The organism is Streptomyces laurentii (assembly GCF_040635425.1).
Taxonomy (GTDB): domain Bacteria; phylum Actinomycetota; class Actinomycetes; order Streptomycetales; family Streptomycetaceae; genus Streptomyces; species Streptomyces laurentii.
Genome location: NZ_JBEYHT010000026.1, coordinates 62,420 through 86,024 on the forward strand (window position 1 = coordinate 62,420; position 23,605 = coordinate 86,024).

At 71.6% G+C, this 23,605-nt stretch carries 22 protein-coding genes; 14 read left to right on the forward strand and 8 right to left on the reverse strand.

Annotated elements, in window-relative coordinates:
* Positions 1-37: 37 nt before the first annotated feature.
* The 3 genes from ABZ693_RS18250 to ABZ693_RS18260 form a co-directional block, all read right to left on the reverse strand.
* On the reverse strand, positions 38-451 hold the full coding sequence (locus tag ABZ693_RS18250) for a peptidoglycan-binding domain-containing protein (RefSeq protein ID WP_359877958.1): 414 nt from the start codon (positions 449-451) through the stop codon (positions 38-40).
* A gap of 133 nt (positions 452-584) precedes the next feature.
* On the reverse strand, positions 585-1,532 hold the full coding sequence (locus ABZ693_RS18255) for an AraC-like ligand-binding domain-containing protein (protein ID WP_359877960.1): 948 nt from the start codon (positions 1,530-1,532) through the stop codon (positions 585-587).
* Between the two features lie 559 nt (positions 1,533-2,091).
* Positions 2,092-2,394, reverse strand: coding sequence for a helix-turn-helix domain-containing protein (locus ABZ693_RS18260; protein WP_359877962.1), 303 nt, complete (start codon positions 2,392-2,394; stop codon positions 2,092-2,094).
* Positions 2,395-2,459: 65 nt separating this feature from the next.
* On the opposite strand from ABZ693_RS18260, the gene map reads away from it, so the two are divergent.
* Positions 2,460-3,242, forward strand: coding sequence for a type I methionyl aminopeptidase (map, locus tag ABZ693_RS18265; protein WP_359877964.1), 783 nt, complete (start codon positions 2,460-2,462; stop codon positions 3,240-3,242).
* 192 nt (positions 3,243-3,434) lie between these two features.
* Here map and ABZ693_RS18270 read toward each other — a convergent pair whose 3' ends face one another.
* Entirely contained in the window at positions 3,435-4,712 is a 1,278-nt protein-coding gene (locus ABZ693_RS18270) for a PAS domain-containing protein (protein WP_359877967.1), read from the reverse strand.
* 377 nt (positions 4,713-5,089) lie between these two features.
* Here ABZ693_RS18270 and ABZ693_RS18275 point away from each other — a divergent pair, with 377 nt between their 5' ends.
* The 3 genes from ABZ693_RS18275 to ABZ693_RS18285 are packed head-to-tail and all read left to right on the forward strand — an operon-like array spanning position 5,090 to position 9,968.
* A complete protein-coding gene (locus ABZ693_RS18275) occupies positions 5,090-6,610 on the forward strand; it encodes an ATP-grasp domain-containing protein (protein WP_359877969.1) in 1,521 nt (506 codons plus the stop codon).
* Positions 6,607-8,622, forward strand: coding sequence for a PEP/pyruvate-binding domain-containing protein (locus ABZ693_RS18280; protein ID WP_359877971.1), 2,016 nt, complete (start codon positions 6,607-6,609; stop codon positions 8,620-8,622). The genes ABZ693_RS18275 and ABZ693_RS18280 overlap by 4 nt, the downstream gene beginning before the upstream one ends.
* Entirely contained in the window at positions 8,619-9,968 is a 1,350-nt protein-coding gene (locus ABZ693_RS18285) for an MFS transporter (RefSeq protein ID WP_359877974.1), read from the forward strand. The genes ABZ693_RS18280 and ABZ693_RS18285 overlap by 4 nt, the downstream gene beginning before the upstream one ends.
* Positions 9,969-10,071: 103 nt before the next feature.
* On the opposite strand, the gene ABZ693_RS18290 is transcribed toward ABZ693_RS18285, so the two are convergent.
* Both ABZ693_RS18290 and ABZ693_RS18295 read right to left on the reverse strand, forming a co-directional pair.
* Entirely contained in the window at positions 10,072-10,707 is a 636-nt protein-coding gene (locus ABZ693_RS18290) for an HAD family hydrolase (protein ID WP_359877976.1), read from the reverse strand.
* 249 nt (positions 10,708-10,956) lie between these two features.
* Complete coding sequence (locus tag ABZ693_RS18295; protein ID WP_359877978.1) at positions 10,957-11,643, reverse strand: response regulator; 687 nt, start codon at positions 11,641-11,643, stop codon at positions 10,957-10,959.
* Between the two features lie 277 nt (positions 11,644-11,920).
* On the opposite strand from ABZ693_RS18295, the gene ABZ693_RS18300 reads away from it, so the two are divergent.
* From ABZ693_RS18300 to ABZ693_RS18330, 7 genes are all read left to right on the forward strand, one after another.
* Entirely contained in the window at positions 11,921-12,952 is a 1,032-nt protein-coding gene (locus ABZ693_RS18300; protein ID WP_359877979.1) for an ATP-binding cassette domain-containing protein, read from the forward strand.
* On the forward strand, positions 12,949-13,767 hold the full coding sequence (locus ABZ693_RS18305; RefSeq protein WP_359877982.1) for an ABC transporter permease: 819 nt from the start codon (positions 12,949-12,951) through the stop codon (positions 13,765-13,767). Before ABZ693_RS18300 ends, ABZ693_RS18305 begins: the two co-directional genes overlap by 4 nt.
* 120 nt (positions 13,768-13,887) lie before the next feature.
* Complete coding sequence (locus tag ABZ693_RS18310) at positions 13,888-15,576, forward strand: sensor histidine kinase (RefSeq protein ID WP_359877985.1); 1,689 nt, start codon at positions 13,888-13,890, stop codon at positions 15,574-15,576.
* 107 nt (positions 15,577-15,683) lie between these two features.
* Positions 15,684-16,349: a nitroreductase gene (locus ABZ693_RS18315; RefSeq protein ID WP_359877988.1), complete on the forward strand. Its 666-nt coding sequence runs from the start codon at positions 15,684-15,686 to the stop codon at positions 16,347-16,349.
* 106 nt (positions 16,350-16,455) lie between these two features.
* Entirely contained in the window at positions 16,456-17,115 is a 660-nt protein-coding gene (locus ABZ693_RS18320) for an MSMEG_1061 family FMN-dependent PPOX-type flavoprotein (protein ID WP_359877991.1), read from the forward strand.
* A 247-nt stretch (positions 17,116-17,362) separates the two neighbouring features.
* Entirely contained in the window at positions 17,363-18,847 is a 1,485-nt protein-coding gene (locus tag ABZ693_RS18325; RefSeq protein WP_359877992.1) for an AbeC-like domain-containing protein, read from the forward strand.
* Between the two features lie 46 nt (positions 18,848-18,893).
* Positions 18,894-19,214: a hypothetical protein gene (locus tag ABZ693_RS18330; protein WP_359877995.1), complete on the forward strand. Its 321-nt coding sequence runs from the start codon at positions 18,894-18,896 to the stop codon at positions 19,212-19,214.
* 136 nt (positions 19,215-19,350) lie between these two features.
* On the opposite strand, the gene ABZ693_RS18335 is transcribed toward ABZ693_RS18330, so the two are convergent.
* Positions 19,351-19,617 carry a hypothetical protein gene (locus tag ABZ693_RS18335; protein ID WP_359877997.1) on the reverse strand — a complete coding sequence of 89 codons (267 nt, stop codon included), beginning with the start codon at positions 19,615-19,617 and terminating at the stop codon, positions 19,351-19,353.
* Between the two features lie 130 nt (positions 19,618-19,747).
* Entirely contained in the window at positions 19,748-20,500 is a 753-nt protein-coding gene (locus tag ABZ693_RS18340; protein ID WP_359878000.1) for an SDR family oxidoreductase, read from the reverse strand.
* Positions 20,501-20,653: 153 nt separating this feature from the next.
* Here ABZ693_RS18340 and ABZ693_RS18345 point away from each other — a divergent pair, with 153 nt between their 5' ends.
* From ABZ693_RS18345 to ABZ693_RS18355, 3 genes are all read left to right on the forward strand, one after another.
* On the forward strand, positions 20,654-21,289 hold the full coding sequence (locus ABZ693_RS18345) for a TetR/AcrR family transcriptional regulator (protein ID WP_359878004.1): 636 nt from the start codon (positions 20,654-20,656) through the stop codon (positions 21,287-21,289).
* Positions 21,290-21,599: 310 nt separating this feature from the next.
* Positions 21,600-21,767: a hypothetical protein gene (locus ABZ693_RS18350; protein WP_359878007.1), complete on the forward strand. Its 168-nt coding sequence runs from the start codon at positions 21,600-21,602 to the stop codon at positions 21,765-21,767.
* Between the two features lie 438 nt (positions 21,768-22,205).
* Positions 22,206-23,570 carry an MFS transporter gene (locus tag ABZ693_RS18355; protein ID WP_359878009.1) on the forward strand — a complete coding sequence of 455 codons (1,365 nt, stop codon included), beginning with the start codon at positions 22,206-22,208 and terminating at the stop codon, positions 23,568-23,570.
* The last annotated feature ends 35 nt before the right edge of the window (positions 23,571-23,605 follow it).

Sequence of the window (23,605 nt, forward strand, 5' to 3'; positions counted from 1 at the left end):
CTGTGCGGGTCAAGCGTCGTCTGCGAGCGGAAGGGCGTCAGAGGCGTTCGCACTTCCCCCCGCCGGCGTTGCCGGTCCAGCGCCACTCCACGACGTTCCGGGTGTTGGGGCCGTAGACCCCGTCGGCCGTCTGTCCGGTCGCGCGCTGCAGCGACCTCACGGCCGCCTCGGTCTTGGCGCCGTAGACACCGTCCCTGCCGCCGACGTCCATGCCGTAGCAGAGGATCAGGGCGGCCTGGAGTGCGTCGACTGCCTCGCCACTGGAGCCCGAGCCCATGACACAGGAGGTGGACCCTCCGCTGGTCGTGGGGACGAAGACCCAGTAGGCGCCCCGGCTGATACCCGAGGACGTGGTGCAGTAGCCGTCGGCCGCCGAGGCGGCGGGAGCGCCGGCCAGGATGCCTCCGGCGGCTGCGGCGAGCGTGGTCAGGGCTGCCAAAGTGCGCTTCACGTGCGTGTTCTCCAGACGTGTCGAGGAATGGCGAAGGCGGACGACATGGCGGCCGGAGTGACGGCCGGGGTTCGTCATCGGCGCCGGGGCTTCCCTCCTGCTCCGACGACATCGAAATCTAGGCCGGAAACCGTCACCGCGCTGAACGCTCGGCGCGGGAATCATTGATGCTCAGCGCACGGAACTCGGTCGGGGTGAGCCCGAACGCCTCGCGGAAGCAGCGGCTGAAAAGCACTGGTCCGCTGAAGCCCCAGCGGGCGGCGATGGCGCTCACGGGGCGGCTGCGGAGACCGAGGTCGGCGAGGTCGGTGCGGCACCGCTCCAGGCGGCGCCGGCGGATCCGGGCGTGGACACTCTCCCCCTGGTCGTGAAAGAGCTTGTGGAGCGTGCGCACCGACATGTGGTGCCGGGCGGCGATGGCCGGCGGATTCAGTTCCGGATCGCCGAGGTTGTGCTCGATGAACGTGTGGATCCGCTGGAGCAGTGCCTGTCTCCGCACGTCGGCGGGAAGTTGGTCCTCGGCGTCCAGATGCTGGGCCAGACAGGCCGTCGCGAGGTCGGCGGCGATCGTGCCGAGGCGGTGCAGTTCCTGCGGAGTGCACGCGGCGCTGTGGGCTTCGATCGAGGTCATGTAGGACGCAAGAATCGCGGCCATGCCCGTGTTGCCCGGGATGCGGCGGGCCAGCATCCGGTCCAGGCGCTGGGGGCGCAGCGGTATGACGTTCCTGGGCAGCATCAGGATCGACACCCGCACCCGGCCGTCCTCGGCGGGCATCCGGCAGTCGGAGGGGCGCGAGGTGTCCCAGAGCATCAGGTCGCCCACTCCGGTGGTGCACTCGTTCCGGTGCTGCGTCAGCGACACGGTCCCCTTGAGAAGCAGGGCCAGCTGGTACTGCTCCGGGTCACCGCGCCGGATCATCGCGGCGGTGCGCCGCGAGCGCAGGGGCGACATGGACGCCCTCGTCGCGCGGACGTCGCCCAGGTCCAGCACCGCGGACTCGCCCTGGAATTCGGCGGGCCGCTCGCTGCTGAGCGCCGCGGGCATCACCTCGCGCGAGACGATGTCGGAGTACCAGTCCAACCGTTCTTCCGGTGGAATCCCGTCCGTTGACATGAACGACCACATACCGCGCCCCCTATGTGCTTGCCCTGGTCGGGAATCGTGAAGATTTCCGACAGGGCAGCATGATCATCCAGCGTGCTCGGCGCTTTCAAGGAGCAGCTGGTTGTCGGGGTGTTGCGGCGCTACGGGGCCTCCGGCCTGCGGAACGTGATGTGGCGGCTGAGGTCCTCGACCTGGTCCGGCTGTCGGAGGGGCGGTCTTCTCGGAGGGCGCTCGTAGGCTCCGGAAGGCGTGTCGGGTGGCAGGTACCTGTGTGGTCAGAGAGGGGCCGGGGCGGGCTGGGGGACAGAGAGCCGGCGGAGCGGGCGCGGTGGGTGCTCGATCCACTGGTGGGAGCGGGACCGCTGAGGTTCGGGATGAACCCTGACGAGGTGCAGGCGGCGCTGGGCGGTGCCTCCGGGGAGCTGCTGACCGGCAAGTCCCGGGCCGGTCGGCAGCCAAGCGTCCCGGCCGCGCGCACCGCTGCGCCGGGCCCGCTCGCAGCCGCCTCCCGCAGCCGCCACGTCCGATGGGGGGCTTACGAGGCCAGCCGCTCTTGTACGTGGTGATCGGATCCGGGCGTTCTCGTGCCGGGTTCGGGTCGGCTGATCTCGGCCCACACCGCGTCGAGGGAGAGGCCGAGGACATCGGAGATCGCCGCGATGGTCGGGAAGGCGGGGGTGGCCACGCGGCCCGTCTCGATCTTCCGGAGGGTTTCCGGTGAGACGCCTGCGGCGAGCGCGGTATCGAGCATCGAGCGCTCTCCCCTGGCCCTCCGCAGGAGGGCGCCGAGGCGCTGTCCGCGTTCGACTTCCGCGGGAGTGAGCGGCAACCTGACCATGGCCCCATTCTAATACCGGTACAGTTGGACCGGGATAGTTATTGGATGAAGGTGAGAGGTTCCACATGATCGAGATCCTGAACTCCGCGCGGCTTGAGCGGGCGAGAGGCACCGGCGCCCTGGTCGGCGAGATCCTGCACACGCTGAAGCGGCGCAGCACGGTGGGGACGAACCTGCTGGACATCGACCGGTGGGCCAAGGAGATGATCACCGAGGCGGGGGCGCAGTCCTGCTACGTCGACTACGCGCCTTCGTTCGGGCGCGGCCCGTTCGGGCACTACATCTGCACGGCCGTCAACGACGCGGTGCTCCACGGGCGGCCGCACGACTACACGCTGGCCGATGGGGATCTGCTGACCCTCGACCTCGCCGTGGCCACGGGCGGAGTGGCCGCGGACGCCGCGATCAGCTTTCTGGTGGGCAAGGCCAGGCCGGCGGAGAGCGTCGCGCTGATCGAGACGACCGAACGCGCACTCGCCGCCGGCATCGCCGCCGCCAGGCCCGGGGCACGCATCGGCGACCTCTCCCACGCCATAGGCACGGTCCTCGGCGAGGCGGGCTACCCGATCAACACCGAGTTCGGCGGCCACGGCATCGGCTCGACCATGCACCAGGATCCGCACGTCGCGAACACCGGGCGGCCCGGCCGCGGCTACCAGCTGCGCCCCGGACTGCTGCTCGCCCTGGAACCCTGGGTCATGGCCGACACCGCCACTCTCGTCACCGACGCGGATGGCTGGACGCTGCGCAGCGCGACGGGCTGCCGGACCGCGCACAGCGAGCACACCATCGCCATCACCGAGACCGGCGCCGAGATTCTCACCCTGCCGAAGCAGGCACGGCCGTGAGGCTGGAGCCGTCGTATCGAGCCTTCGTGTTCCTCGTCTCCAAGCCCCCAGCAGACAGATGATGGTCCCAGGCCTCTCGCGGGGGAACCGGGTCCGCCGTTTCGCGACGGGGCCCGGTTCGTCTTCAGGCGGCGGTGCCCGTCCCCTGGCGGTCCGGCGGAGGGCCCGGCTAGCCTCGCCCCGCGTGGACGTTCACGAGGCGGTGGCCGGCCGTGGGGGCCAGGCACGGGGGTCGAGGATTCCGAGGACGTACGCGCGGGCGGCGAGGGCCGGCCTGGTCGCGGCGCCCAGTTGCTCCCGGAGCCGGCTGAGGTGGTAGTCGACCGTCTGCCGTGAGAGCCCCAGCGAGGCCGCGATCTCGCCGTTGGTGCTCCCTCCCGCGAGGAGGGACAGGATGCGGATCTGCGCGGCGGTGAGCGGCGGGTGGGGCTCGTGGGCGACGCTCTGGTGGGTGACGACGGCCCACACGTGCGAGACATGGCCGGCGGGTCCGCTCACCGCGGCCAGATGGAGCCGCGCCCGGCGCTGGCGTCCCAGGGTGTCGAGGAGTACGGCGGAGGTCTCCGCCCGCCTGATGCGGCGGGTGATCAGCCCCTCCCACGCGCGGCGCAGGGGGCGGAGGTCGGACGTATCGGCGACCAGGGTGTGGGCGCGGCGGCCGATGAGGTCGGACAGGCGCGACCGGAGCAGTTCGGCGGTGGCCGTGCCCGCCTGTTCGATACGGCCGTCGGCCGAGAGCAGCGCGCAGGGCAGGCCGCTGTGATCGCGCAGGGCCTTCAGGCTCTCCTCGGCCTCGCGGCGCTGGTCCATCGCCCGCGCGTGCTCGGTGATGTCGACGTAGATTCCGGCCACGCAGGTCTCGCCGTTCTCCTGGACGGGAAAGCGATGGCCGGCCGCCTGTCCCGTGCCGCCGTCCTTGCGGTGGTAGCGCAGGTGGTGGCGCACCGGCCTGCCCTGGCTGAGTATCTCCTGGTCCAGGGCGCGGAACTGGGCGGCGTCGGCGGGGGTGTCGAGGTCCTCGATGCGGCGGCCGACGATCCGCTCCGGTGTGGTGCCGTAGAGATGGGCGTAGGAGTGGTTGGCCCATAAGTAGCGTCCGTCGCGGTCGCGGAGGAAGGCCGCGGCCGGGGCGAGGTCGGCGAACTCCGCGAAGGCGGCGTACCGCCGGCCGGCCGCGGGCTGCGCTCCGGTCTCCACGGCGATTCCTCGGGCGCGGCCAAATCCCGGGCGCTCGCCCGCCGGCCAGTGCACCTGGAAGGTCCGGCCGTCGAACCGGACGACACGGTGCGGCTCGTCGAGCGGGGATCCCGGAACGGACGTCTCCTGGCGCGCGTGGTCCAGGAAGCGCCGCGCGGCGGACGGATCGGCGAAGGCGCCGCCGCCCCAATCCGCCAGGTGCGACCGCTCGTCGGTCTCCCACCAGAACAGGGGGAGGCGCTCCATGAGTGCGCGGATACCGGAATCGTTCACGATTGCCTTTCCTTCACGTCATCGCCGTACGTCGGAAGGTGATCTTGCGATGCCTTTCCCGGGCCGGCCTCATCCATGCTCGGTTATCGGCCGACTGCGACGCGTGAGCGCGCCCCCGTACGAGGCACCTCCCGTGGGCCCGGAACCTCCCTCCTCGTGCGAGGCGTTCCGCGACTCAGGCATTTGCCTGATTCCGCGGTCGTCTCTTGTGGCACTTCCGGGGTCCACCGTCTGATTCCCTTGAACTCGCCGCCGCGCCCGCCGGGTTCTACGCGGGTTGCGTCCGGAGGCCCGGTCAAGGGCCGGCCGATCACGCGGCGGGGCCGGGCCATCCGCCCGACGCCCCCGACGGACAAAGCGACAGGAGACGAACTTCAGTGAGCACAGTGCTGTTGGTGCATGCCAAGGGTGGTCCGCCGCTCGGCCATGTCCTGGCGCGGGCGGCGGCGAGAGCGGACGTCCACCTGCTGGCGCTCAGTGAGCTTCCGCCGACGGTCGTCGCGTCCGCGAACAGGCTCTGCGCCTCGGTCGTGAGGCCGACCGAGACGGAGCGGTCCGACCTGGTCGCCCTGATCGTCTCGCGGGCCGAAGCCGTGGGAGCGGACGCCGTCCTCACTTTCTCGGAGTACGCGGTCGTGGCCGTCGCCGAGGCCTGTGAGGCGCTCGCTCTCCCCGGGGCGGGAGCCGCCGCCGCGCTCGCCCGCGACAAGCGGCGGATGCGGCAGACCTGGCACCGGAACGGCCTGCCGCAGCCCGCGTTCCACCCCGTCACCACGCGGACGGACCTCCACGAGGCCGCCGCCGTCCTGCCCGTGCCCATGCTGCTGAAGGCGGCCTGGAGCGCGGGGTCCACCGCCCACCAGATCATCGGTTCCCCTCGGGAAGCCGACGCCGCGTGGCAGCGCTCACGCGCGACGATGGCCGAATCCGCCCAGCTGGGCTTCGCCGAACTCCATGTGGCCGAGGCCGACGCGCAGTACGTGGTGGAGGAGATCGTGACCGGCGACGCCACGCGGTGGTTCGACGACCCCGGCTGGGGCGATTACGTCAGCGTCGAGGGCGTCGTGACGGACGGCGTCTTCCGTCCGGTCTGCGTCAGCGGCCGGATGCCGACGGTCGAGCCGTTCACCGAGCGGGCCTCCCTCACCCCCGCGTTACTTCCCCCGAACCTCCAGGACCGTGTCGTGGACCTCGCCCGGGACGCCGTCGACGCCCTCGGCCTGCGCGACTGCGGCACCCACACCGAGATCAAGCTCGGCCCCGACGGGCGCATGTGGCTGATCGAGACCGCCGCCCGGCTCGGCGGCGCGATGACCGTCCCGCAGATCGAGGAGGTCTTCGGGCTCGACCTCGTCGGCATGCTCGTGGACCACCTCCTGGGCCGCCCGGTCGACTGGCCCGAGCGTGCCCTCGGCCCCGAGCAGGCACGGGGCGCCGCCGGTTCCCTCGTGGTCCTCGCGGTGGACGGCCAGGGCGAGGCCTGGCCGGACCGCCGGGTGTGGGACTTTTCCGTGGTACGGGAGACCGTCGCGCTGAGCGAGGGCGCCACTCTGTCGGTGGTACCGGAGAGTTCGCTGCCGGACGGCACCACCGTGCCGGTCTACGACCCCGCGGGCGGGGCCAACACGATGGCGGCCCTGTGCCTGCTCTCGGCCCCCGACGCGCGGACCGTGCTCCACGACTTCACGACGCTGATCGACGCGCTGCCCACGGTGCTGCCGTCCGACGGCCACGCCGCGACCCGATCCGTGTCCACCGTACGATCCGTGTCCACCGTACGACCCGTGCCCGCGGCACCCGGACCCGTGGCCGCACCCCGATCCGGGTCCGCCGAGCGATCTGCGCCCGCACCCCGACCCGTGTGCGCCGCCCCGGAGCCCGAGGGAGCCCCCGCATGAGCACGGTCGCTCTTCCCGCCGACGAGGCGGAACACGCCGTCGACCGTACGGTCATCGGCGAGAACCTCTCCCTGCCGCTGTTCCGTACCCTGTCCGGGGTCCTGGCCGGTCATCCGTACCTCAAAGTCGTCGTCGACCGCGCCGAGTCCACCTGGCACCTGCTGGACACGGCCGTGCATCCCTTCCACGTCGACTACATAGCCACCCGGGTCCTCGGTATGGACGTCGCCGAACTCGACGCCACTCTCGACGAGTTCAACGCGTCCGTCTACATGGACCGCGGGCGCCGTTTCCTCCTCGGAGTGCTCTCCCTGCACACCGACGGGGACACGGACGGCCGCGAGCGGACCTTCCTCGTGCTGGAGACGACCGAGGCCGACACCATGCACGGCGAACTGCTGGAGTTCTTCTACTCCTTCGTCCGCGAGCGCCTCGACGGCAGACTGCCGCTGTTGCTCAAGCCGGCCAACCACGCCCAGGAGGAGGAACTCGCCGCGATCAGCGAGCAGCGGGTGCCGCGTATCCTCGGCCACCAGCTCTTCGGCACCAGGACCCGCACGCCGCTCAACCCCGGGGAGGCGACCGGCCGACTGCACTGCTTCCGGACCGTGGAGGAGTACCAGGCGGCGGCGGGCGGACTCGGCTGGTCGGACATCGTCGCCATGCCCTGCCTGCCGGACGACGTGCGGAGAGTGGCCGGATTCATCAACACCATGCCGATCACTCCGCTCTCCCACACCAATCTCCTCGCCTCCGGGTGGGGCATCCCCAACGCGATCGTCCGCGACCTGGACCAGCTCGTCGAGAAGGACGGCCTGGACGGCGCCTGGGTCCGCTACCGGGTACGCGAGGACGAGATCACCCTGGAGCGGATGGAGGAGGTTCCGGAGCTGCGGGCCCCGGCCTGGCACCAGCAGCGCATCCGGCTGGAACCACCGCTCCTGGAGGACGCCCCCGTGCTCTCCCTGCACCGGCTGCGCGGCACCGACCGGGACCGCTACGGCACCAAGGCGGCCAACCTCGGGGAGCTGCATCACGTACTCGACAGCCGCACGGCCGATCTCACCGCGTTCCACGGCCGCCCCCGCCCGCCACGGGAGAACCTGTACGGACATCTCGCGGCCCGGCTCGGCCTGCACGGGCAGCCCTCAGCCGTGGAACTCCGCGCGGCCGCGGCCTCGTTCGTGGCCGAGACCGTCGAGGCACCCGAGGGCGTCGCCCTGCCGTTCTCTCTCATGCACCGCTTCCTCATCTCCTCCCCGGCGCTCCAACAGGGCATCGGCAAGCTGAAGATGGCGCTCGAACTCGACGCCACCGACGTGCTCGACTCGCTCTGCCTGCAGCTCCAGCAGCTCGTCCGGAACACCCCGATGCCCGACTCCGTCGCTCAGGAGATCACCCGGGCCTGCCGCGCCCCGCTCGCCGCGGGCGGCCGCCTCGTGGTGCGCTCGTCCTCCAACGCCGAAGACCTGCCCGGCTTTTCCGCGGCCGGTGTCTACGACTCCGTCACCGCCGTGCACGGTGCGGGCCAACTCCTTGATGCCGTACGGCAGGTGTGGGCCTCGCTGCTCTCCCCGCGCAGCGTGCGGCTGCGCCACCAGGTGGGCATCTCCTCGGACGAGACGTACATGGGCGTGATCATCCAGGCGTACGTCCCGGCCGTCCTCGGCGGCGTCCTGGTGACCTGCAATCCGACCCGGCGCGAGGACTTCCGCAACGTCTACCTCAACTGCTCGCCGGGATCGCCCGAGCAGGTCGTCGAGGGCAGGATCCTTCCGCAGCAGTTCCTCTACAACACCGTCGAGGGAGGCGGGCGTACCGTCGCCCTCGGTTCCTCGAGTGAGCCGCTGCCCGCCGCCACACGAGCCCGGCTGGCGGACCTCTCCCTGACCGGGCGGCTGCTGCAGTCCCACTTCGGCGCGCCCGGGGTGGACAGCCCGCTGGACATCGAGTGGCTGCTCACCGACCAAGGCGGCTTCCGCCTGGTCCAGATCCGCCCCTACGCGCTGTGAGCCGCCCCCGCCTCCCGCGCCCCGCCGGCGCGTCAACGCTCGCCGCCGGCTCCCTGACCGGCACCGCCCGGCGCGTCATCCGGCTCAATCACGGCTTTCAGCTCCTGTTCAACCTGCTGTGGTGGATGCCGGTCTTCTACGCCTATCAGAAGGACGCCGGCCTCTCCGACGGGCAGATCTTCGGCATCCAGAGCATCTACTACGTGGCCTTCTGCCTCTTCGAGGTCCCGACCGGGCTGATCGCCGACCGCATCGGCACGCGCAACTGCCTGTGGGCCGGCGCCGTCGTGATGACGGCGGCGAACCTCACCCCGGTCTTCAGTGCCTCGTACACCGGCTTCCTCGTCCACTTCCTGGCCATCGCCGCAGGCCGCTCGCTTACTTCGGGAGCGGCCAGCGCCTATCTGTACGACGGACTGCGCGCCGAGGGGTGCGAGGAGCACTACCTGAAGGCGGAGGGCACGGCCCGGGCGCTCGGACTGGCCGCGAAGGTCGTGTGCTGGCCACTGGTCGGTCCGCTGATGTCCCTGGCCCACCCCGCTCCGTATCTTCTGAGCGCCGTGAGCGCGGCCGGCTCCCTGGCCTGCGTCCTGGCTCTGCCCCGCGCGGCCACCTCCGCCGCGGCACGGCGTACGGACGGGCCGGGCCGCTCGGGCGGGGGCGGAACGGCCAAGCGCGGGCGCGGCGGTTCGCTGGGCGAGGCGAAGGCCGCGCTGCGCGGCCTCGCCGCCTCACCGTGGCTGGTCCTGGTGATGGTGCAGGGCGTGGCCGTGTTCACGCTGTCCAGGATCTGCCAGGTGAACCTCTTCCAGCCGATCCTGCTCGACCACGGCATCGGCGAGGCCTCGCACGGCACGGTGCTCGCCGCCATGACGGTGGCGGAGGCCGTGGGCTCGGCGCGGCCCCAGTGGCTCGGGCGCCGGCTGTCCCCGGTCGCCTGGGTGTCCGTCCTCAGTCTCGTCCTCGCGGGCACCCTGGCGGGCATCACACTTGGCGGGCCCTGGACGGTCGTCACCCTGCTCTGTCTCTTCGCCGCCGCCGCCGGATTTGCGTATCCGATCCAGCGCAAGCTGGTCAACGACGCCGTGCCCGCCGGCGCTCCGCGGGCGACGCTCCTGTCGGTCGAGTCGATCGTGGACCGAGGGGTGTGCGCCCTCGCGGCCGTCGCCGTGGGCGCCTACCTCTCCGCCGGACGCCTGGACGCCCTGCTCTGGCACAGCGCCCTGGCGAGCGCGGTCCTGCTCGGCGTGTTCCAACTGGTGCTGCGCGCCCGGGCGATGCGGTACGGCCCCGGGGGAGCGGAGGAGCCGCGGACGCCGGAACCGCACCCCAAGGCCGTCGTGTAGGAGGGGCTCACGCCCGCGCTCTCTCGCTGGGCGCGGGCGCGGGCATGGGCGTGGGGGGCGGGATGGAGGCGGGCGTGGACCCGCGGCGATCCGTGCGGGCGCGTCAGCGGGAGCCGTGCGCCAGTCGTTTGATCACGCGGACCGGGAGGTAGGCGGGACGAGACGGCAGCCCCGTCTGGTAGGCCAGGTAACCGAGCGAGACCGCGACGTCGGTCTCCGCGGACGTCTCCGCCTCGTAGACCAGCCGGCAGCCGTGTGCCCGCGTCCTGGCGCGCTCCCAGAGGACGGGCGCCGGCTTGCGCTCCGCCTCGGTGCGCGGAGTGAGGATCCGGTCGCCGAAGTCCTCCCAGGCGAAGGGAACGGAACCCTTCCAGGACCCGTCGATCTCCTTCTTCAGGGTGGCGGCACGCTCGGCGTCCGTCGCGCCCCAGGAGGACGGCACGTTGGTGATCAGCCCGACCTTGATGTGCCGTTCCCGCAGCGTGCGCAGATAGGCGGCCGCGCCGGGCAGGTAGCCGATGCGGGAGTCCTCGTCCGTGTGCACCAGGGTCTCGCCCAGGTCGAAATAGACGACGGCGCATCCGCGCGAGGCCGCCGTCCCTGCCCCGGCCGCGGCGGCGGGCGCCGTGTCCGACGGCGCGGCCGCGCTCGCCGAGGTTCCCAGCGTGGCCGACGCCATCGCGGCGCCCAGAATCGCGAGACCGGTACGGCGTAAGCCACGGAAGGACAGTCTGTTCATGGCGGTTCATGCCTCTCTTTGACGCGTCGCACAGGTGCTTCCATGTCAGGTACGTGACAACCGGATGCCTGGGGCACCCCTGTGGCCCCGCGTGCTCGAGAGAACTTCCCCTCAAGAGCCACTCCTATCCACCCCATCCCGCGCGTGTGTCAACTCGTCCTTGCCGAGCGGGGTGAACCCTTCAGCGGCTGCCGACCACGGGGACGAACAGTGTTTCCTCGTCCGCCTCCGGTCGGGGCCCTCGCCCGTTCACGGCAGGGCCCGGCGTGACGGCGTCAGACCGGCCTCGTACGCGACGATGGCCGCCTCCACCCGGTTGCGCGCGCCCAGCTTCGAGAGCACCGCGCTGACGTGGGCCTTCACCGTGCCTTCGACCAGGTGCAGACCGCTCGCGATCTCCGCGTTGGACTGCCCGGCCCCGAGTCCGGCCAGTACCTGGCGTTCCCGTTCCGTGAGCCGCTCCAGCGAGCGGTGGGGGTGTGCCGCCCGGTGGGCGCGCATCCCGGTGATGACGCGGCCGGCGACTCTGGGGGACAGGTAGGCGCCGCCGGCGCCCACGGCCCGTACGCCGTTGAGGAGTTCCCTCGGATCGTCGGCCTTCAGCAGGAAGCCGTCGGCGCCTTCCTCCAGGGCGCGGGTGATGTACTCGTCCTGGCCGAAGGTGGTCAGCATGATCACACCGACCGCGGCCGACTCCTGGTGGAGCCGCGCGGCCGCCGTCAGCCCGTCCATGCCGGGCATCTGGATGTCCAGCAGGACCACGTCCGGACGGTGCCGGCGGGTCAGCGCGAGGGCCTCGTGCCCGTTGCTCGCCTCGGCGACCACTACGACGTGCGGGTCCCTGGCCAGGACGGCCAGCACCCCGGCGCGGACCAACGCCTCGTCGTCGGCCACAAGGACCCGGACCGGCCGACTGCCGGGTGACGTCTCTTCCACACGGCGAGCCTACGGCCGACGCGCCATCGCGCGGATGCCGAGTGCCCGAGATCCACCCAGGGGCGGAGGGCACCCCTGACGAAAGGCAGGACGCCGCTGCCGTTCGACCGGTGGGAGCGGGCGCCGCGGACTCCTAGCGTCGCTTCCGTACGGGAAACGGGGCAGCCGCTCCGGGCCGGCCGCACGTCGGCGTGCGGCCCGTCACTGTCACCGTCACCACAGCCGTCACCTTTCGCGAGCTGTATTCCGCGGTCCGTGACCGACACGAAGGAATTCCGTGATCACCCTCCGGGGACTGACCAAACGCTACGGCGGCACCCTCGCCGTGGACGAGCTGACATTCGATGTCCGGGCCGGCCACGTGACCGGTTTCCTCGGCCCCAACGGGGCCGGGAAGTCCACCACCATGCGCATGATTCTGGGCCTGGACCATCCCACGCGCGGGCAGGCCCTGATCGCCGGGCGGCGCTACGCGGACCTGCGCAGGCCGCTGTGCGCGGTCGGCGCGATGCTGGATGCCCGGGCCGTCCACCCGGCCCGCTCCGGCCGTACGCATCTGATCGCCCAGGCCCGGTCGAACGGCATCCCGCCGCGTCGCGTGGACGAGGTGCTGGAGCGGGTGGGCCTGGCCAAGGCGGCCCGCCGGCCCGCGGGCACGTACTCGCTCGGCATGAGCGGGCGGCTCGGGGTGGCGGGCGCGCTGCTCGGCGATCCGCCGGTGCTCGTCCTGGACGAGCCGGTCAACGGTCTCGATCCGGACGGTGTGCGGTGGATTCGCGGGCTCGTCCGCGAACAGGCGGCGCAGGGCCGCACCGTGTTCCTCTCCAGCCATCTGATGAGCGAGATGCAGCTGACGGCCGACCATCTCGTCGTCATCGGACGCGGGCGGTTGCTGAGCGACACCTCCATGACCGAGTTCCTGGCCGCTGCCTCTCCCGCGTCGGCGCGCGCCGTGGTGCCCGACCCCGAGGAAAGGGCGACGCTGGTCCGCCGCCTCATGGCGGCTGACAGGGTGACCGTCGAGACCTCCGAGTCCGGCGAACTCACCGTCGAGGGCCGCACCGCGGCCGAGATCGGCGACCTGGCCCACCACTGCCGGGTCCGGTTGCACCAGCTGAGCGACGTCCGGGTCTCGCTGGAGCAGGCGTACATGGACCTGACCGCGCGCAGCGTCGAGTACACGACGGGCGGCGGCGCCGCGGACACGAATGCCGCGGACACGAATGCCGCGGACACGAATGCCGCGGATACGAATGCCGTGGACATGAACGCCGCGCTCGCGGCGCCGAACGAAGGGGGACGACCGTGACCACCCTGACGACATCCGCCAGGCGCGAGGACCCGCCCCCCGGCGTCCCCGGCGCTCCCGACCGAGGCGCACCCGGAGCGTTCGCCGGGGCCGTCGCCGGCGAGTGGACCAAGCTGTGGTCCGTCCGAGCCCCCTATCTCTGTCTTCTGGCGGGTCTCGCGATCACCGGTGTCTTCACCTACTACTACGCCTCGATCGCCCGCATCAACGAGCATCCGGTACAGCCCGTCGGGAACGCGGCGGCCTCCTCCGCCGTCCTCGTCCAGTTCACGGTCGTCGTCCTGGCCACGGTCGCGGTCACCTCCGAGTACGCGACGGGCAGTGTGCGGGCCTCTCTCCTGTCGGTTCCACGGCGGCACCGGGTCCACGCCGCGAAGGCACTGGTGGCGGCGGTGGTGGCGTTCGTCGCCGGGACCACGTTCGCCGTCGTGGGCACGGCGGTGGCCTGGACGGGGTTCGGGGGCCGGGCCTCCTTCGAAGCCGGCCCGACTGCCCTTCAAGTCCTCGCGGTCGGTCTCTACTACGCCCTGGTCGCGGTGCTGACCGTCGGGGTGGCCTTCGCCACGCGCCATCCGGCCGGCGCGCTCTCGATCCTCGCCACCCTCCTGTGGGCGCTGCCCAGCATCCTCCTGGGCCTGGGCGGCCCGGCACTCGCCGTCCTCAACGACCAGCTCCCGCACGGTGCGGGGGAGCACTTCATGCGCCCCGCCGCCGACGCGCCGTACGGACCGGTGCCGGCCGTCCTGATCGTGGCGGCGTGGGCCGTGGCCGCGCACCTGATCGGCCTCTACGTACTGCGTCGACGGGACGCCTGACTCCGACGCCGTGGCCGTTCCAGGCCCTCGGCGGGCCCACTCCCGCACCGGGCGTCGGGACCGTCCCGCAGAATCGACCCGGAAGGCAAGGACATACACCGGAAGGACGGTCGACGCACCATGCCGTACCTGCGCATGCCCCCGGCCAGACGGGTGTGCGGCGACGCGGCCCTGTGGAGCGTGCTCGCCGCTGCCACCGGCTACGGGTTCCGGGACGCGGGCGCGTCGGCCTCGCCGGTCTGGGACTTGAGCCTCCCGTTGGCCGTCCTGGCGATTGCCGTACCGCTGTCCCGGCGCCGGCCGGGGACCGCGGTCGTCCTGGTCAACGGACTGTGCGCGCTGGGAATGGCCGACCCGGCGACCCCCGCCAACGCCCAGGTCCTCTCGCTGGCCGCACTCAGCTGTCTGCTGGGGGCCCGGGTCGCCGCGGCGCGACGCCCGCTCCTCGTCCTGTCCGGCTGTCTCGCCCTCGATCTCGTGACGTGCGCGGTGCTCCGGACGCAGGCCGTGTGGTGGTTCTACGCGCTGACCGTGCTTCCCGCCGCCCTCCTGCTGCCCTGGCTGGCCGGACGGCACCGGCGCGGCCGGCGCGAACTGGTGCGAGAGGGCTGGCGGCTGGCCCGAAGCCTGGAGGAGCGCCAGCACCTGGTCGCCGAGCGGGCGCGGCTGACCGAACGCGCGGACATCGCGGCCGACATGCACGATTCCCTCGGACACGTGCTGAGCCTGGTCGCCCTGCGCGCCGGAGCCCTGGAACTCTCTCCCGACCTCACCGACCGCGACCGCGCCGACCTCGCCGACCTGCGCGGGACGATCGCGGACGCCGTGGAGCAGCTACGCGAGACCGTCGCGGTCCTGCATGACCCGGCCGGAACGGAACCGGGGGCGGGCCTGCCCCTCACCGACACCGTCGAGGACCTCCTCGCACGGGCGGTCGCGTCGGGGGTGCCGGTGCGCTGGGAGCGGCGCGGGGCGATGCCCGTGCTGTCCCCGTTGGTCCGACGGGGCATGTACCGGGCCGTGCAGGAGGCACTCACCAACGCGGTGAAGCACGCGCCTGACGGGGAGATCCGGGTGCGGATCTCGCACGAGGCCGACCGTACCCGCGTGAACGTCGTGAACACCGCTCCCTCCGGCGACCGGCCGGTGTGCGCGGCCGAAGGCCCGACGATCGGCGCCGGGGGCAGAGGTCTGACGGGGCTCAGGGAGCGGGTGACGGTGCTCGGCGGTTCGTTGTGGACCGGCCCGTACCAGGGCGGATTCCGTGTCACCGCGGTCCTCCCACACCAGGTCGCGGCCTCTCCGGATACGGCGGCGTCGCGGCCGGAGACTCCGCCCGCTCTCCTCGGGCCGGGTCCAGGGGCCGCCTACCCGGCCCCCGGTACGGACACCGGCACACCGGACACCGGCACACCGGAGTCCGTCGCACGCCTCGCCTCCGTACGGAGTGCCGCCCGCCGCCGCTCCGTCGCCGCCTTCGTGGCTCCCGCCGTCGCCGCCGCCTTCTTCGTACCCGCAGCCGTCTACCTGGCCTGGCAGTTGACGACCAGCGTGCTTCCCCCGTCCCGGTTCGACGAGCTGCCCCTCGGCCGCCCGCGTGCCGAACTCGCCGCCTTGCTGCCGGACAACGCCTACCCGTACCCACCCGACCATGCCCGCTCCGCACCTCAACCGCCGGGCACGCGTTGCGAGTTCTACCGGTCCGGCCGCGACCTGTTGACCGAGGTCGACCTCTACCGGCTCTGCTGGTCGGGCGACACGCTGGCGACGAAGGACACCGTGCCCGCGAGCCGGCCGACGGCCCCGTGACATCCTTCGGCACCCTGAGGAGGAGCTGAACCGGATCGACTCAGGGCTGGTGAAGTGCGGGTATCGACTCGCGGGTCGAGCGACGTGGAGCGAGAGGACGAGAAGACGTGGACGTGTACGAGGCCGTGGACAGTCGCCGGGCCGTACGGGCGTTCAGCGACGAGCCGGTACCCAAGGACGTACTCGAACGGGTCCTGGCGGCGGCGTCGCGGGCTCCGTCGAGCGGGAACCTCCAGCCGTGGCGGGTGTACGTCGTCACCGGCGAGCCCTTGGCCGAGCTGAAGGGGCGCGCGACGGCCAGGGCCCTGGCGGGAGACCCGGGTGACGAGCGGGAGTATCCGATGTACCCGGCGGAACTGACCTCGCCTCACGTGGACCGCTTCGCCGCCGCGGCCGCCCAGCGCTACAAGGCGCTGGGCATCGAGCGTGACGACCCCGACAGGCCCATGAAGATCGCCGCGCTGAACTCGGGGGCGTTCGGGGCGCCGGTCGTCCTGTTCTGCTGTCTGGACCGGACGATGGGGCCCGGGCAGTGGGGGGACGCGGGGATGTACCTCCAGACGGTCATGCTGCTGCTGAGGGCGGAAGGACTGCACAGCTGCCCGCAGGTGATGTGGACGATGTACCACAAGACCGTCGGCCGGGCGGTCGGGGCCGATGACGGGCTCGTCTTGTTCTGCGGCGTGTCGGTGGGGTTCGAGAAGGCGGGCGCGCCACGGCTGCGCACCGGGCGGGCGGACCTGACGGAGACAGTGAGCTTCATCGGTATGTGACCATCGGGCGGTCGGACCTGCGGGATCAGCGGGCGCGACCGCCTCCGTATCCGCGTACGCGCCGGCCGAAAGCGACCGCAGGCCGGCTCTCTCAAGGACTGGAGCAATGACCACACCCCTCACCCTCGGCGCCTTCGACTCACTCCGCTGTGATGCCGTGTCGGACCAGGAGGCCCTGGGCCGGCTCTACGTACTCCCCAGTGACGCGGCCGTGCGCAAGCAGATGTCCGAACTCACCGAACAGACCCGGAAGTTGATCGCCTGCTCGTCGCTGGTCCTGGTCGCCAGCGCGGATGCCGAGGGCAACTGCGACGTCTCCCCGCGGGGCGGGCCCGCCGGGTTCGTCTCCGTTCTGGACGCGCGGACGGTGGCGATACCGGACGCGACCGGCAACAAGCGTCTGGACACCCTGCGAAACGTGATCGCCACCGGACGTGCCGGGCTGCTGTTCGTCATCCCGGGGCGCACCACGACGCTCAGGGTGAACGGCCGGGCCTGCGTCTCCACCCGCCCGGAGCTGCTGTCGCAGCTGACCGCCGTGGGGAAGCCGCCGGCGAGTGCGCTGGTGGTGGGGATCGAGGAGGTCTACCCGCACTGCCCCAAGTCGCTCATGCGCAGCGGGGCCTGGCAGCCGGAGCAGTGGCTGCCGGTGGATGTCCAGCCGACCTCGGCCGAGGTGACACTGGCACAGCTGCGGAGGCCGGAACTGACGATCGCCGACATCGAGCGGGCGGAGGAGGAATCGCTGAAGTACCGGTACGAGTAGGCGGACGACCAGCGCTTGAACCACCATCCCGCCCGGCGCGGATGCCTCGTGGTCGCGTCCGCGGCCGTGTCCGCGCGGTGGGAAGGCCGGCGCGCGGCGCGGGAGCCGATCCCACACCGCCCTGTGACGCGCGTGTGCGCATGGACGGGACAAGTCCTGTGCGGCGCCGTATCGTTGGAACGCTCGACGGGAGGGGGACTCGGTGGAGCAACGCCAAGCTGTCCTGTTACCGCGGTACGCGGAGGACATGCCGACCCGCGAACTGTGCGGTTGGACGTACCGCGGAACCGAGTTCGCGGACGCGGTGACGAAGCTGTTCGTGATGGAGCGGTTCAGGGCCCATGGCCGGCCGCAGGGCCTCGACCTCGTCGCCGTGGTCCGGCACGCGCGCCGAGCGCGGCGGCTGCACCTGTTCCGCGACATCACGCTCTCGCTCTGCCTGATCGTCATGGCGGCGGGCGTGGTGGGAATGGTCGCGGCCCTGATCGTCCGGGACATGGCGCGTCTGACCGACTGTCTCCGGCTCGCCCTGTACGCCCTCCTGCCGGCGGCCGTCCTCGCGTATGTCTGGAACTGGGTCCTGAGCCGGTTCCAGCAGGCCGTCCATTGGGGAGACGCCCGCCCGCGGGACGGCGCGGGGCCGGTGGACGCCGTGCTGGAGTCGGATCTGGAGGCGCTGGAAGCCGCGAACGTGGCCCTGTACCGGTCGAAGGGGCGCGGCGGCGAGGAGCCGTTCGTCGACAGCGGCGTCCTCGTACTGCAGCGGACCTGGCCGAGCATCGACATCAGCCGGCCCGCCCCCGGGGACGGTGCCGACCGGCCGGACGTGACCGAGCTGAAGCCGGCCGAACTGCACGCGTACATGGCCGAGCACCTGCCCCAGGCCGCCGGACTCGACGGGCTGCGGGCCTGCAACCGCCTGTACGTGCAGGGGGACCGCGTACGCGACATCGACGGGGGAGCGCTGTTCGGCAAAGGCCGACGCCGACCGCTGGTGAACATCGACACGACCCTCGTCGACGAGGGCATCACGGCCGCGAGCATGGCGATGCGCACCTACCTCACCCTGGAGCTGGTCGGGTCCGGCGGTTCCTACGTCGTGACGATGCACGTCCGCGCCCGGGTCTCGAAGTCACAGCTGTCCTGGCAGCTGGCCGCCTCCTACGTCCCCCCGGTGAACGCGGCCTTCGGCGGCCGCCCCATGGGCTGGGCGGAGACGGCCTGGCGCGCGCTGGGCCTCACCCGCACGCGGTTTCGCGCCGATCTGTTCGGGTCGCCCGGCCGGGTCCTCGGCCGGCCGGCGCGACACCTGGCCAACGGCTTCCGGCTGCTGTGGCGCAGCCACCGCGTCCGGCGGCCTCACGGTTACTTCGACTACGGCGCCTCCGGGACGCTGCGCGCGGCCGTGTCCGATCCCGACCGCAGCCATGACCTGACGCAGCGGATGGATGCCCAGCTCGCCCTGCAACGCATGCAGGAAGCCCTGCTCACGCTGACGGAACGGTTCCTGAAGGAACACGGCATCGACACCTCCGGCCTGCGCGACACCCGCGGCACCATCACCCTGCAGACGTACAACTTCAGCGGCCCGATCCACGGCCAGAACATCTTCGGGGACGGCGGCACCAACATCCTCACCGGCATGGGCTCCTCCGCCGGGGACCCGGGACAAGCCGCCCAGGGGACGCCGCCGGTTCCGTCCGGCAGCGCCGCGGGACCGGCGGGCACCTGAGCGGGGCACCGGTCCGGCGCCCGCGACCGATCGACGAGAGGCAGCGATGAGCACCTACAGGTTCGACAACGTCGAAATCCACGGCGGACGGCAGCAGTTCGGCGACGGTACGGTCAGCGTGACTGCCGACAGCCTGGAAGCGGCCCTTCTGATCGCCGGCGTCCTGGTCGGCCGGGTCGTCGCGGAACAGCCGGACCAGACACGGGAGGCCGAAGCGCTGCGCGACGAACTGGCCACCACCGCCTCACCACAGGCACTGGACGGCTCCCGCGTGCGGTCCTGGCTGGCCACGATCAGCACGGGAGCCACCACGGGCGGCGCTGTGGTGGTGCTCCTGGAGGAGTTGAAGAGGCTGCTGGGCCTGTGACCGCCACACCGGCGACGGGGAGGGGAGGGCGCGCGGCCCCCTGGAGCCCCGAGCCCGAACGCTGCCCGGGCGGGCTCAGTGAGATCCACGGGTGTCCTGGATACGACGTCGTACGCGCACAGGGAACCGCCGGGCGCTACCGGACGCCGGTCTCCGGCCGGACGTGCCGTGCTTCATGGACTGCGTGGTGTCCGTGTCCGACGATCCACGGGACGCGGCGCGTACGTGGGTGCGGACGGCGGGCGCCTGCCTGCTGGAACTCCTCGACCGCCGCGAGCACTTCGCGGACCACGCGGGCCCCGACGAAGAGCGCGCCCTCCTCCTCACCGCCGGTATCCCCCTGGACCAGGAGATACCGGACCGGGAAGTTCCGCTCCCACCCCACATGCTCCTCGGACCGCACGCTTCTCCCCTGCTACCAGGCTGTTTCGGCGCGCCAACCCTACGGCGCGCCGCCACCGAAGCCCATGGCGGGAGAAGCGTGACGGCCTGTCCGTCGCCGCCCTCGTGCCCCGGTGCGGGCGGCGTCATGGTCAGCGGCCGGTGGGCAGGTTGGCGCCGCCGGTGCAGTCGAGCACCAGGCCGGTGATGAAGCTGTTGGCGGCCAGCATGTGAATGGCCCGGGCCACGTCCTCGGGGCGGCCGACCCGGCCGACCGGCGTGGTGGCGGCGACCCCGTCGAACAGCGCCTGACGCTGCTCGGCCGGAACACGGTCCCACCACGGGGTGTCGATGACACCAGGCGAGACGGCGTTGATCCGCAGGGGCGCCAGCTCGACGGCCAGCGGCGGGACCATCGCCTCCAACGCGCCGTTGAGCGCGGCGAGTCCCGCGGTACCGGGGAAGGCCGCGCGGGCGGAGGAGGCCGTTATCAGCGTCACCGATCCGTCCTGGCGCAGGTGCGGCAGCGCGGATTTGACGATGCGGACCTGGGGCCAGAACTTGGCGTCGAAGCCGGCCGCCAGGTCCTTCAGGTCCAGCTGGGCGAAGGGGCCGGCGCCTGCCGCGCCGCTCACCGCGAGGACAAGGTGATCGATGGTGCCGTGCTGGGTGAAGAAGGCGTCGATGGCGCCCTGATCGGTAGCGTCCATCCGGTAGCCGACGGTCTTGCCGCCGATCCGGGCCGCGGCCGCGTCCAGCCGCTCTTGGCCGCGGCCGGTGACGACGACCTCGGCTCCATCCGCCGCGAAGGCCAAGGCCGCGGCCTCGCCGATACCGGAGCTGCCGCCCATCACGACCACACGCTGCCCGGCGAACAAGGACGGTGAGTTACTCGACTCATTCATGATGCTGATTCCCCGATTTCTGACGGCATGTCTGTACAGTCTCTTGGCGAGACCGCCGGTCTCGATAAGAGTGTGTGACGAGACTGGTAGTCTCGTCAAGTGTGGGGAGGGGAAACAGTGCCCACAGGGTGCCGGAAGTGGGAAGAGGGAGGCATGGACGTGACTGAACCGCGCGCGGAACGGCCGCACACCGGACGGCGCCGCAACGAGGCGGCACGCCAGGCGATTCTGGACGCTGCTCTGCGGCTACTGGCAGAGGCCGACGGAAGGCCGGTCACCATCGATGCCATCGCCCGCGCGGCGGGCGTCGGGAAACAGACCGTCTACCGGTGGTGGCCCTCGAAGGGCGCGGTTCTCCTCGACGCGCTCATCAGCCAGGCCGGACACGACGTGCCTGTCCCCGATGCCGGCTCGCTACGCGACGATCTCCGTACCTTCATCGCGGCCACGTTCGACGGCGCCCAGCGTGCTCCCAGTGCTCCCGCCCTGCGCACCCTGGTGCGCGAAGCCGCTCACGACGTTCACCTCGCCGAGCTGATGCGCTCGTTCACCGCGACGCGCCGCGCCACCCTCCGGGACCTGCTGGCCCGTGGGCGCGGCGACGGCGAACTCCCCGACGACGCCGACCTCGACCTGATCGTCGACCAGATTTATGGCGTCTTCTGGTACCGCTTCCTTCTCGGCCATGCCCCCCTCGATCACGCTGCCGCCGACCGCCTCGCCGACTCCCTGCTCGGGGACCGGCAGGCAGGTGTCCCGCAGCCGATTCACCCTCGCGGAAATGAGTGAGTGCTGAACTTTGAGGGGCTGTCGGGGCATCGCCCCGACAGAAACCACCGCGTGTGGGTGGAACCCGACTGGGACCCCGTGCGGCATCTGGCCCACCCACCGAGCGCGGCAGCCGTCACCGACGCGCTCCGGCGCGCCCCCGAGGCCCGGGGCGTCCTCGTCAGCTCCCCTGCACCGTACGGAACCTGCACCGACACCGGAGGGGTCGCACGGGCGTGCAAGACCGCTGGCATCGTCGGGAAGATCACGCCGCACTGGCTCCGGCACTTCTTCGCCTCGGCCGGCCTCTCCAGGGGTGCCCGTGTCGGACATGGCCGAGTGGCTGGGGCATCGCGACCCGCGCATCACGCTCGAGACGTACGCGCACACCATGCCGGATGCGCCCGAGCGGCTCAGGAACCTCGTGGACTCCGTCTTCACCGGGCAGACCGAGCTGGCCTTGCCATTGGAGTTCGACGCGCTCGTCGAAACGGCTTGATGCCAGCCGATGAGCCGTGCGGCCGGCATCCCCGATGTGGGCTGTCGGCCTCACGTGTCTGACCACCCGTGGCCATCCGGCCCATGCCCGAATGCCCGAGTCCAACGCTCCGTAGTCAGCACCAAACCAGCACGGGAGCGGTCGAAAGGGGTGCTGACGTGGGCTTTCAGGTCAGCACCAAACCAGCACGGGAGTCGGAACGCCGCCGCCGAAACAGGGCATTGACTGCGATACCTGACACGCGTCTGGGAAGGCTGCCAACCGACCTTCAGCGTGCTCTCGACCGACTCGGAAGGCTTCCACCGAGCAGGACATGGTGCCTGCCCGCACCCCCGCACCCCGAACTATGGTGTCCCACCACATACGCGGCTGACCTGGGCGTTCCTACGGTGTGGCGACACGCAAACGTCCCCTCGTATCCGCTCGGAAGTGGTGCACATGGCCGCCGCAACACACGCCCCCACGCCTCCCGGCTCCCTCAAGCGCATTGTCGCCGCCAGCCTGATCGGCACCACGATCGAGTGGTACGACTTCTTCTTGTACGGGTCGGCCGCGGCGCTGGTGTTCAACAAACTGTTCTTCCCCGAGTCCGATCCGCTCGTCGGCACGCTCCTGTCCTTCCTGACGTACGCGGTGGGGTTCGCCGCGAGGCCGCTCGGGGCGCTCGTCTTCGGGCACTACGGTGACCGGCTCGGGCGCAAGAAGCTGCTGGTGCTGAGTCTGCTGATGATGGGCGGGGCGACGTTCGCGATCGGGCTGCTGCCGACGCACGCGACCGTGGGGTCCGTCGCCCCGGTGCTGCTGACGGTGCTGCGGCTCGTCCAGGGGTTCGCGCTCGGCGGCGAGTGGGGCGGCGCGGTGCTGCTCGTCTCCGAGCACGGGGACGCGAAGCGCCGCGGGTTCTGGGCCTCGTGGCCGCAGACCGGCGCGCCGGCCGGGCAGTTGCTCGCCACCGGTGTGCTGTCCGCGCTGACCGCGCTGCTGTCCGACGAGGCGTTCGGGGCGTGGGGCTGGCGGGTGCCGTTCCTGCTCTCCGGCGTCCTGGTGATGGTGGGTCTGTGGATCCGGCTGTCCGTCGACGAGTCGCCCGTCTTCAAGGCCGCGCTCGTCGCCGCCGAGGAGCGCAAGGCGTCGTCCACGCAGGCCGAGAAGATGCCGCTGGTCGCCGTGCTCCGGCACCACTGGCGTGACGTGCTCGTCGCCATGGGCGCCCGGATGGCCGAGAACATCTCGTACTACGTCATCACCGCGTTCATCCTCGTCTACGCGACCGCCCACACCGGCCTGTCCAAGCAGACCGCCCTCAACGCCGTCCTCATCGGCTCCGCCGTCCACTTCGCCGTCATCCCGGCCTGGGGCGCGCTGTCCGACCGGATCGGACGGCGGCCCGTCTACCTGATCGGCGCGGTCGGCGTCGGCCTGTGGATGTTCCCGTTCTTCGCGCTCATCGACCACGGCGCCTTCGGCAGCCTGCTGCTCGCCATCACCGTCGGCCTGGTCCTGCACGGTGCCATGTACGCCCCGCAGGCCGCCTTCTTCTCCGAGATGTTCGCGACCCGGATGCGCTACTCCGGCGCCTCCATCGGCGCCCAGTTCTCCTCCCTCGCCGCCGGCGCCCCCGCCCCGCTGATCGCCACCGCGCTCCTCGAGAGCTACGACGACTCGACCCCGATCGCGCTGTACGTCATCGCCGCCACGCTCCTCACGGTCGTCGCCATCGTCTGCGCCCGCGAGACCCGCCACCGCGACCTGGCCGACGTCTCCGAGGAGGCCCCGGCCGCCCGGGCCCACGCCGAGGTCTGACCTCCACCAGCCGCGTACTGCGGCCGCGTACGGCG